The 10,339-nt window shown below is 74.0% G+C and carries 9 protein-coding genes and 1 pseudogene; 2 read left to right on the plus strand and 8 right to left on the minus strand.

The window, feature by feature from the left end; translation table 11 throughout:
* Positions 1-131: 131 nt before the first annotated feature.
* Together K6I33_RS24590 and K6I33_RS24595 are read left to right on the plus strand one after the other, a co-directional pair.
* Positions 132-440, plus strand: coding sequence for a hypothetical protein (locus K6I33_RS24590; RefSeq protein WP_229356702.1), 309 nt, complete (start codon positions 132-134; stop codon positions 438-440).
* Complete coding sequence (locus tag K6I33_RS24595; RefSeq protein ID WP_229356703.1) at positions 421-1,839, plus strand: hypothetical protein; 1,419 nt, start codon at positions 421-423, stop codon at positions 1,837-1,839. The genes K6I33_RS24590 and K6I33_RS24595 overlap by 20 nt, the downstream gene beginning before the upstream one ends.
* Here K6I33_RS24595 and K6I33_RS24600 read toward each other — a convergent pair.
* The 8 genes and pseudogenes from K6I33_RS24600 to K6I33_RS24635 all read right to left on the minus strand — a co-directional run.
* On the minus strand, positions 1,826-2,188 hold the full coding sequence (locus tag K6I33_RS24600) for a hypothetical protein (RefSeq protein WP_229356704.1): 363 nt from the start codon (positions 2,186-2,188) through the stop codon (positions 1,826-1,828). The genes K6I33_RS24595 and K6I33_RS24600 overlap by 14 nt on opposite strands.
* Before the next feature lie 112 nt (positions 2,189-2,300).
* Positions 2,301-2,849, minus strand: coding sequence for a glycoside hydrolase family 25 protein (locus K6I33_RS24605; RefSeq protein ID WP_229356705.1), 549 nt, complete (start codon positions 2,847-2,849; stop codon positions 2,301-2,303).
* Positions 2,850-2,980: 131 nt separating this feature from the next.
* On the minus strand, positions 2,981-3,808 hold the full coding sequence (locus tag K6I33_RS24610; RefSeq protein WP_229356706.1) for a RimK family alpha-L-glutamate ligase: 828 nt from the start codon (positions 3,806-3,808) through the stop codon (positions 2,981-2,983).
* The gene (locus K6I33_RS24615) at positions 3,805-4,689 is read right to left on the minus strand and encodes a RimK family alpha-L-glutamate ligase (protein WP_229356707.1); all 885 of its coding nucleotides are present in this window, start codon (positions 4,687-4,689) and stop codon (positions 3,805-3,807) included. Before K6I33_RS24615 ends, K6I33_RS24610 begins: the two co-directional genes overlap by 4 nt.
* Positions 4,690-4,800: 111 nt before the next feature.
* Positions 4,801-5,790 carry a methylmalonyl Co-A mutase-associated GTPase MeaB gene (gene meaB, locus K6I33_RS24620; protein ID WP_229356708.1) on the minus strand — a complete coding sequence of 330 codons (990 nt, stop codon included), beginning with the start codon at positions 5,788-5,790 and terminating at the stop codon, positions 4,801-4,803.
* 4 nt (positions 5,791-5,794) lie between these two features.
* Positions 5,795-7,996, minus strand: coding sequence for a methylmalonyl-CoA mutase (gene scpA / locus K6I33_RS24625; RefSeq protein WP_229356709.1), 2,202 nt, complete (start codon positions 7,994-7,996; stop codon positions 5,795-5,797).
* The gene (locus K6I33_RS24630) at positions 7,996-9,876 is read right to left on the minus strand and encodes a methylmalonyl-CoA mutase family protein (RefSeq protein ID WP_229356710.1); all 1,881 of its coding nucleotides are present in this window, start codon (positions 9,874-9,876) and stop codon (positions 7,996-7,998) included. The genes scpA and K6I33_RS24630 overlap by 1 nt, the downstream gene beginning before the upstream one ends.
* A 100-nt stretch (positions 9,877-9,976) precedes the next feature.
* Positions 9,977-10,339: pseudogene (locus K6I33_RS24635) on the minus strand (CinY protein); the annotation flags it as partial.

Below are 10,339 nucleotides of genomic sequence, written 5' to 3' on the forward strand. Positions count from 1 at the left end.
CGGCCCAGCGCCCCTCCCCCTCCTGCGGCGCCCTGCCGCCCGAGCCGGAACGGGCGGGTGCACGGCGCGTCCGCACATGCCGGTCACGGCGCCGCGCGCCCGGCCGCCGGCCGTGGTCCCCTGTGAGGGTGGTGAACGACCGACCCGGCACGGGCCCCGCCACAGGCGACACGGCGGGTTCGAACGGGCACGAGCGGCACCTCGCCGCCGAGGAGCTCGGCGCGCTGTACGCGGTGGCGAAGGAGGCCGTGGACTGCCTCGACTTCGGCATGTCCGTCAAGGAGGCCGTCCAGCAGGCCCGTACGGCCGCCCCGGGAGGGCAGCACTTCACACCGCAGCAAGTGGTTCAAGGGGCGCACGACATCATCAGCTCCGGCCCGGACGAGGACCTGGACACCGGGCCGGGCACGGGTGGCGACCATGGGCCCGCGACACGATGACCCCCGCGCCGGAACCGGCGTCGTGGAGACCGCCGTCGGCCGGTTCCACGAGCTCCTCGGCCACGACCACTACGCCCGGCTCGCGCACGACCGGCTGCTGAAGCACCAGCACGACGCGAACATGACGCCCGACGGGCGGCCGCTGACGCACATGCTGCGGCCACGTTTCATGAGCGAGGCGGAACACTCCCAGGGATGCGCGGACGGCGCCCTGCTCGCGCGGGCGATCCACCGGCTGGCCGCGTACGCCCTGCGGCCGGGAGAGGCGGGCGACCTCGTACGGCGGCAACTGGCCCTGTCCGACGAGGAGAAGGCGCTCTTCGCGATGGCCCCCGCGACCGGCGTTCCCGGCTCGCACTCACGGCTCGACGGTTTCCGGGCCGCCGGGCGGACGCTCTTCGTCGAGTACAACTCCCACAGCCCCGCCGGGATCATCTCGCAGGACCTGCTGGCCGACGCCTACCTGGACACCCCGGTGATGGAGGCGTTCACCCGCGAGTACACCGTGCGGCCCGTGCCGGGCCTCCGGCGCATGGCCGACACCCTGGTGGGCGCCTGGGCCGCCGGCGGCTCCCCGGGCGGTGCGCCCCGGGCGGCCATCGTCGACTGGAAGCCCAAGCTCCGCTGGGAGTTCGACGCGCTCCAGGCCCAGCTGCGGCGCCACGGGGTGCCGGCGGTGGTGTGCACGCCGGACGATCTCCACTACGACTCCGGGCGGGGCCTGTTCACGCGTGACGCGGACGGGCGGCCACGGCCGGTGACGGTGGTCCACCGGCGCGCCGTCCTCACCGACCTGCTCTCCCACTACGGTCACGCCTTCGCCGAGCATCCGATGACGCGTGCCTGGGTGAGCGGGGCGTGCGTCATGGTCAACCCGTACACCAGCAATCTGGCGAACAAGAAGTCGGCCCTGGCCCTGCTCACCGACCCGTGCACCCGGTGTCTCCTGCCGGCGCCGGAGGCGGTCGCCGCCGGTGCTCTCGTACCGTGGACGAGGCTCGTGCGCCCAGGGCCCACGGTCTGTCCCGACGGGCGCGTGGTGGACCTCCTGGACTTCGCCCGCGCGCGGCGCGAGCACCTGGTGCTCAAGCCCAACGACGACTACGGCGGCAACGGCGTCGTGTGCGGCTGGCTCACCCCGGACGCGGCCTGGCGGACCGCCCTCGGCCGGGCCCTGACGACTCCGCACGTCGTGCAGGAACGCGTGCCCATTCCGGCCGTCCCCTACCCCGTACTCGACGGCGGCCGGCTGCGCGTCGAGCGGTCCTGCGAGAGCACCGACCCGTTCCTCTTCGGCGCCGACGCCCCGGGATGCATCTCACGGGTGTCCACCGCCGCGCTGATCAACGTCAGCACCGGCGGCTGCCCCGTTCCCGTCTTCCGCATCACGCCTCGGTGACCCGGGAGTACACCGTGCCGTCCCCGGCCGTCAGCCGGCACACCCGACGACCGGCACCGTCGAGGCCCGCGGTCAGCCTCATCTCGATCACCGGCGCGCGTCCGAACCGGTGGAGACCGAAGGCGGCGGTCCCGGCGGGCACGGGCGGGGGAACGGGTTCCAGCCGCACCCGGACCGCAGTGCCGTCGACGGCGTACTCACCCCGGGCGCGGCGGTCCGCGCCCGTGCCCTCCCGGTCCTGGATCCGGTGGAACGCGCGGGCGCCGTCCAGGCGGAGCTCGCAGCGGAAACCGTCCTTGACGGCGGTCCGGTACAGGCCGTCGCACAGGGACGGCCCGGCTTCACGCACGGCCCTCGTCCGGCATCGCTGTCCTCCTCGGGGCCCGGCACCACGGCAGAAGGACGGGTACCACCGGCCGCCCACCGCGTAACACCCGCGCCGCTATACGCGCGTCCCGGGCCTACCCTCCCGCCCACTGCCGCAGCGCCTCGCGGGTGTCGAAGCGGGCGACGTTGCGGTCCAGGCCGCCGGCCCAGCTGTACTGGTGGAAGGTCCACGGGTGCTGGACCGCCGGGCGGCCGGGGGCGTGGTCCGGGTCGGCTATCCACAGGCCGTCGCCGGCGTTGTCGGTGGTGTCGCGGTTGAACCAGTAGTTGCGGTTGCAGTAGAGGACGACGCGGTGGGCGGGGGCGGCGTCCTTGACGTCCTCCAGCCAGCGGTCCTTGTCCAGGCACCAGACGTCGGGGTGTTCCCAGTCGAGGGCGAGCACGTCGCCCGCGCGTAAGGCGATCTTGTCGAGGAAGTAGTCGGCCTGGGCGGACATCGAGCCGGGTGTGACGTAGTGGTAGTAGCCGACGACGAGCCCGGCGTTCCGGGCCCGGTTGCGCTGGGTCACCCACTTGGGGTTGGTGTACGAGGTGCCCTCGGTCACCTTGACGAACACGAAGTCCAGCCCCTGGACGGCGTAGTTCGCGCTGTTGTGGCTGCTGACATCGATGCCGTGAAGCATGGCGCTCTCCTCCGAGTGCCGCGGACGACGGAGCGTCCGCAGTATCGGCCCGGACCGTCGCGACAGCGAGAGTCATGAACCGGAAACTTCGAAAGAAGTTCCGGATACGGGCCGATACCGGCCTCCGGGGACTACGGGGCCGCCGGTACCCGCGGCCGGCGGCTTCCCGTGGCGGCCCGCAGCGCCAGCGCGGCCAGGGCCTCGGGGGCTCCGTGCTGTCCCCGGATGCCCGGGAAGGCGTTGATGTCGACGATCACCGGTGCTCCCCCGGCGTCCAGCAGGTCGACTCCGTAGACGTCCAGGGCGAAGACCTCGCCCACCCGCAGGGCCAGCTCCGCCCATCCGGCGGGCAGCTCGCCGGGGCCGAGGGCGCGGGTGCGGCTCCCGGGGACGGCTTCGGCCAGCTCGGAGCGGCGGAGCGCGGCGAAGACCCGGTCGGCGACGACCCACAGTTTGTGGTCCCAGCCGTCGTTGGGGGTGAAGGGCTGGACGACCACGGGCTCGTCCGGCCAGCGCGCGGCGAGCTCCCGCAGTCGCGCGGCGTCGTCGACCCGGGCGACCAGGTCGTGGCGGCGGCTGTGGCGGCTCTTGACCACGACGGGCGCCACCGGTTCCCCGGCCGCCACCAGGGGGGCGAGCGAGGGCTCGGTGCGGGTGGCCACGAACGGCAGGCCGGCGCGGCGGGCCACGTCGGCCATGGCGGTGCGGTCCTGGCAGAGCTCGGTGGCGGCGGCGGAGTTGAGCACCGGCGCCCCGTGGTCCTCCAGGTACCGGGCGAGGGCCAGGGCGCGGGGGGTGCGGGTCTTGAGGAGGTAGACGTCGGCGAGCGACGCGGGGTCGGGAAGGTCCTCGGAGGCACCCGGGTCCAGCCGTTCCACCTCGTGGTCGGGTGTCAGCAGGGCGGTGGTCGCGGCCAGCAGCGGGTGGTCCGGGTCGGGCGTGAGCAGGCAGATCCTCATGCGTTGCCGCCGATCGCGCGCGCGGGCGCGGTCATCGCCGGGCGGGGCATCGGCACGACGTGCGCGGTGCCGCCCGCCTCGGCCAGCCGGAGGACGGCCCTGGCCACCCGGGCGACGGCGTCGGGCACCTGGCGGAAGCTGGGGAAGTCGTTGACGTCGACGACGACGGGGCCGTCGGGGCCGAAGACGATGTCGACCCCGTACAGGTCGAGGCCGAAGACGGCGCCCACCTCGGCGGCGATGGCCGCGACCTCGGGTGTGAGGGGAACATGGCGCTCGGTGGGCGGCAGGTCCGGGTGGAGGGGGCTGCGGCGCTCGGTGGCGTACAGCTCGCCGTCGAGGCAGTACACCTTGAGGTCGACGCCCGAGTTGGGGACGTACGGCTGGGCGATCAGCAGGCCGTCCCCGGCCGGTTCGGCACCGGGGCCGGTGAGCCGTCCGGCGTCCGTCACCAGCCGCACCGCCCGTCCCGAGCTGCCGTCGGCGGGCTTGACCACCAGCGGGAAGGCGTCGGCGGGCAGTTCCGCGAACTCCTCGGCGCGGGCGGCGGCGTAGGTCACGGGGACCGGCAGTCCCCGGTCCTCGGCGATCACGGCCGCGAGCGCCTTGTCCCGTACGCCCCGGATCGCCCGGGCGTCGTTGACCGTCGTGAGCCCCACGGCGGCGGCGCCCTCCAGCAGGGTCAGCCCCGGGCCGCCGGACACCGTCTTGAGCACCCAGGCGTCGTGGTGCCCGGCGCGCACGGTCTCGGAGAGCCGGATCAGCGAACCGCCCGGCCGCAGCACGTCCACCCGGTGTCCCCAGGCGGTCAGTTGGCGGATCACGTCCACCGGCATACCGTCGTACCGGTACTGCTCCTCCACCAGGAAGCAGAGTCTCATGTGCTGCATCATCCTCGTAATCCCCGACATCCGCCGTTCCCGCCCCGGCGGGACGTGACGGCTCAGGATGTCATGGGCGCGAGGGCGCCCAGCACGGGGCGGCGGCAGTGGCTAGCGTGGCGGGCGGAACGCCTCCAGGAGCCGCTCCGCGGCCAGGGCGGCCGTCAGGGTGCCCTCGCGCACCCGTTGTTCCAGGCCGGGGGCGAGAGCGCGGACGTCGGGGTGGTCGCGCAGCCCGGCGAGGATCCGGTCGCGGACCATGCTCCAGACCCAGTCGACCTGCTGTTCGCGGCGGCGTGCGGCCAGGCCGCCGGTGGCCTCCAGGACGTCCCGGTGGGCTTCCACGCGCTCCCACAGGGTGTCCAGGCCGGTGCTCTCGCGGGCGCTGCACGTGAGGACGGGCGGGTTCCAGGCGGCGTCGTGGGAGTGCATCAGGCGCAGCGCCCCGGACAGTTCGCGGGCGGCGGCCTTCGCGTCGCGTTCGTGCGGTCCGTCCGCTTTGTTCACGGCGATGATGTCGGCGAGCTCCAGGACGCCCTTCTTGATGCCCTGGAGCTGGTCGCCGGTGCGGGCCAGGGTGAGGAGCAGGAACGTGTCGACCATGTCGGCGACGGCGGTCTCCGACTGGCCGACGCCGACGGTCTCCACCAGGACGACGTCGTAGCCGGCGGCCTCCATCACCACCATGGTCTCGCGGGTGGCCTTGGCGACCCCGCCGAGCGTGCCGGCGGTCGGTGAGGGGCGGACGAAGGCCGCCGGGTCGACGGCGAGCCGCTCCATCCGGGTCTTGTCGCCCAGGATGCTGCCGCCGGTGCGGCTGGAGGAGGGGTCGACGGCGAGCACCGCGACTTTGTGGCCGAGCCCGGTGAGCATGGTGCCGAAGGCGTCGATGAAGGTGGACTTGCCGACGCCGGGCACGCCGGTGACGCCGATCCGGCGGGCCCCGCCCGCGTGGGGCAGCAGCTCGGTCAGCATCCGCTGGGCGAGCTCCCGGTGGTCGGCGCGCCGCGACTCCACGAGCGTGATGGCGCGGGCGATGGCCGCCCGCTTGCCGTCCAGCACGCCCTTGACGTAGGCATCCAGGTCTATCGCGCGGGCCATGGGCTCACAGCTCGTGGCCGAGGACCCCGGCGAGGGTCTTCAGCAGGTCGTGGGCGGCGTCCGGGATGACCGTGCCGGGCGGGAAGACCGCGGCGGCGCCCATCTCCAGGAGCGTGGGGACGTCCTGCGGCGGGATGACCCCACCGACGACGATCATGATGTCCTCGCGGCCCTGTTCCGCCAGCTCCTCGCGGAGCGCGGGGACGAGCGTGAGGTGACCGGCCGCCAGCGAGGAGACGCCGACGATGTGCACGTCCGCCTCGACCGCCTGCCGGGCGACCTCGGCGGGCGTCTGGAAGAGCGGGCCGACGTCCACGTCGAAGCCGAGGTCGGCGAAGGCGGTGGCGATGACCTTCTGGCCGCGGTCGTGGCCGTCCTGGCCCATCTTGGCGACCAGGATGCGCGGGCGGCGCCCGTCCTCCCGTTCGAACGCCTCGACCAGCGCGCGGGTGCGCTCCACACCGGACGACATGCCGGCCTCCTCCCGGTAGACGCCGGAGATCGTACGGATCTGCCCGGCGTGCCGCCCGTAGACCTTCTCCAGGGCGTCGGAGATCTCGCCGACGGTGGCCTTGGCACGGGCGGCGTCCACGGCGAGGGCCAGGAGGTTGCCCTCCAGGCCGGGGCCGGGGCCGGCCTCGGCGGCGCGGGTGAGGGCGTTCAGGGCGTCCTGGCAGGCGGTCTCGTCGCGCTCGGCGCGCAGCCGGCGCAGCTTCTCGATCTGCTGGGCGCGGACCGAGGAGTTGTCGACCTTGAGGACCTCGATCTGCTCGTCGCTGTCGACCCGGTACTTGTTGACGCCGATCACCGGCTGCCGGCCGGAGTCGATGCGGGCCTGGGTGCGGGCCGCGGCCTCCTCGACGCGCATCTTGGGGATGCCGGCGTCGATGGCCTGCGCCATGCCGCCGGCTGCCTCGACCTCCTGGATGTGCTGCCAGGCGCGGCGGGCGAGGTCGTGGGTGAGCCGCTCGACGTAGGCGCTGCCGCCCCAGGGGTCGATGACCCGGCAGGTGCCGGACTCCTGCTGGATCAGCAGCTGGGTGTTGCGGGCGATGCGGGCGGAGAAGTCGGTGGGCAGGGCCAGCGCCTCGTCGAGGGCGTTGGTGTGGAGGGACTGGGTGTGGCCCTGGGTGGCGGCCATGGCCTCGACGCAGGTGCGGGCCACGTTGTTGAAGACGTCCTGGGCGGTGAGCGACCAGCCGGAGGTCTGCGAGTGGGTGCGCAGCGACAGGGACTTGGTGTTCTTGGGGTCGAACTGCTTGACGAGTCTGGCCCACAGCAGCCGGGCGGCCCGCAGCTTGGCGATCTCCATGAAGAAGTTCATGCCGATCGCCCAGAAGAAGGACAGGCGGGGCGCGAAGGCGTCCACGTCGAGCCCGGCGCCCTGGCCGGCGCGGAGGTACTCCACGCCGTCGGCGAGGGTGTAGGCGAGCTCCAGGTCGGCCGTGGCCCCGGCCTCCTGGATGTGGTAGCCGGAGATGGAGATGGAGTTGTAGCGCGGCATCTTCCGTGAGGTGTACGCGAAGATGTCGGAAATGATCCGCATCGAGGGCCGGGGCGGATAGATGTAGGTGTTGCGGACCATGAACTCCTTGAGGATGTCGTTCTGGATGGTCCCGGCCAGCTTCTCGGGCGGTACGCCCTGTTCCTCGGCGGCCACGATGTACAGCGCGAGGACGGGCAGCACCGCGCCGTTCATGGTCATGGAGACGGTCATCCTGTCGAGCGGGATGCCGTCGAAGAGCTGCCGCATGTCGTAGATGGAGTCGATGGCGACGCCCGCCATGCCGACGTCGCCGGTGACGCGCGGGTGGTCGCTGTCGTAGCCGCGGTGGGTCGGCAGGTCGAAGGCGACGGACAGGCCCTTCTGACCGGCCGCCAGATTGCGGCGGTAGAAGGCGTTGGACTCCTCGGCCGTGGAGAAGCCGGCGTACTGCCGGATGGTCCACGGCTGGTTGACGTACATCGTCGGGTACGGGCCGCGCAGATAGGGCGCGATGCCGGGGTAGGTGGCGAGGAAGTCCAGGCCGTCGAGGTCCTCGGCGGTGTAGAGAGGTTTGACGCCGATGCCCTCGGGGGTTTCCCAGAGGAGGTCCTCGGCGCTCTTGCCGGTGCTCTCCTTCAGCGCGGCGCGCCAGGCTCCGGGGTCGGCGGGGCCGGTGGCGGCCGGGCCGAGGTCGATGCCGGAGAAGTCGGGGATCCGCATCACGCCACTCCCATGCGGTCGAGGACGGAGGAGAGGACGGCGACCGCGTCGCCGCCGGCGAAGACGAACGTGTCGACTCCCGCCCGTTGGCAGTCTTCCCGCAGTTCGCCCTTGGGCTTTCCGGCGAGGAGGACCGTGGTGGCGCCGGCGGCCTTGAGCGCCCCGGCCACGGCCGTGGCCTGTTCGGCGTAGAGCGCGTCGCTGGAGCACAGGCAGGCGATCGTGGCGCCCTCGGCGGTGAGGGCGTCGGCGGCGTCCCCGGCCGTGATCTGGCGGGTGACGGGCTCGATGCCGCCCGCCTGGAAGAGGTTGGCGGCGAAGGTGGCCCGGCCGGTGTGCGCGGCGGCGGGGCCGAGGGCCGCCAGCAGGACGCGGGGCCGGGCGCCGGTGGCGGCGAGGTGGGCGTCCGAGCGGGCGCGCAGCGCCTCGTACGCCTCGTCGCGGCGGACCCTCGGCAGTCCGCCGGTGGGCGCGGGCGGGGCGGGCTCGCGGTGGACGGGCGCCTCGCCCAGGTGGGGGAACTCGCTGACGCCGGTGATGGGTTCCCGGCGGGTGGCCAGGGCGGCGGAGCGGTCGGCCCAGGTGGCGGCGAGGCGGTCGGCGAGCAGTCCCGAGCGCAGGGCGGCGGCCTGGCCTCCGGCGCGTTCGAGCTCCTGGAAGAAGGCCCAGGCGGCGTGGGCGAGTTCATCGGTGAGCCGCTCCACGTACCAGGAGCCGCCGGCGGGGTCGACGACCCGGGCCAGGTGGGACTCCTCCAGCAGGATCGAGGAGGTGTTGCGGGCGATCCGGCGGGCGAAGGCGTCGGGCAGGCCGAGGGCTTCGTCGAAGGGCAGGACGGTCACGGCGTCCGCGCCGCCGACCCCGGCGCCGAGGCAGGCGATGGTGGTGCGCAGCATGTTCACCCAGGGGTCGCGCCGGGTCATCATCACCGAGGAGGTCACGGCGTGCTGGCGCTGGGCGCGGGCGGCGGGCGTGGCGCCGCTGACCTCACAGACCCGGGCCCACAGCCGGCGCGCGGCGCGGAGTTTGGCGATGGTGAGGAACTGGTCGGCGGTGGCGGAGTAGCGGAACTCCAGCTGGGAGCAGGCCTCGTCGACGGTGAGCCCGGCGGCGGTGAGCGCGCGGAGGTAGGCGACGCCGGTGGCCAGGGAGGCGCCCAGTTCCTGGGCGGGCGAGCCGCCGGCCTCGTGGTGGGGCAGGGCGTCGACGGTCAGGGCGCGCAGGCGCGGGTGGTCGCGGACGCAGGTGGCGGCGAGGCGGGCGGCGGCGTCCAGGGCCTCGGCGGGGTCGGCGTCGGTGCCGGTGCGGGCGAGGGTGCCCAGCGGGTCGGCGCCGAGGGCGCCGGCGGCCGCGTCGCGCGGCAGGCCGCGCTCGGCGTACAGGTCGAGCAGCCGGCGCGCGGCGGGCTCGAACTCCTCGCCCGCGTCGAGGACGACGGGGGCGAGGTCGAGGTAGACGCCGTCCAGGGCCGCGGGGAGGGCCTCCACGGGCAGTCCGGCGCCGCCGACGGTGAGCCACAGGGACGTGACGCCGTTCTCGAGGTCGGCGAGGACGGCCTCGTTGACCTTCCGGGGGTCGGGTCCGGCGTGGTGCTGGCGCACGTCCCAGCCGGTGAGCGCGGTGCCCTCCGGCCGCCCGCCGCGGACGAACGGGGGGAAGCCGGGCGGGCCGGGCACCGTGCCGCCGTCGTCGGCGGTGTACAGGGGACGGGTGGCGAGCCCGTCCTGGAGCGCGGTGGCCAGTGCGTCCTCGGCCGCCGGCCCCTCGGCCGCGGTGCCCGTTCTGCTCAGCACGCCTGTGACAAGGCGCTGCCACTGCTCACGGGTCGCGTCCGGGAACTCGGCAGCCAGGTGGAAGCCTTCGTCGGGCAGGACCGTCATGGGGGGAAGGCTAGTGAGCGGTCGCGCTCCGTAGCAGGGGCAACCGTTGTGACCTTGGCCTCTTCCCCGTGGCCTTGGCCCCTTCCCCGTGACCCGGGGCTCAGCCCTTGGGCGCGCAGTCGCGGGCCGGGGCGTCGTGGGTGAGGGCGCAACCGATGGTCTCCGCGCGGTCCTTGCCGTACGCGGCGGTCAGGGCGGCGCGGAAGTCGGCCCACTGGCGGCGGGTGTCGGCGATGGCGGCGTGGACGGCGCGGTCGAAGTTCCCGGCGGTCTTGCCGCGGGGGGTGGTGGGGCCGCTGGTGGCTCCGGTGGCCGGGTCGATGACGCCGGTGTCCTTGTTGAGGCCGGCGTGCTGGACGTGGCGGGCGCAGCCGAGCGGGAGGAGGGAGAAGCAGCCGGTGGTCAGGTCGGCGGGGACGGCCGAGGCGGCGGGCGGGCGGCCGGTGCCGAGGGCGAGGAGGGG

Origin of the sequence: Streptomyces sp. UNOB3_S3, from assembly GCF_020740895.1 — a bacterium.
GTDB lineage: Bacteria > Actinomycetota > Actinomycetes > Streptomycetales > Streptomycetaceae > Streptomyces.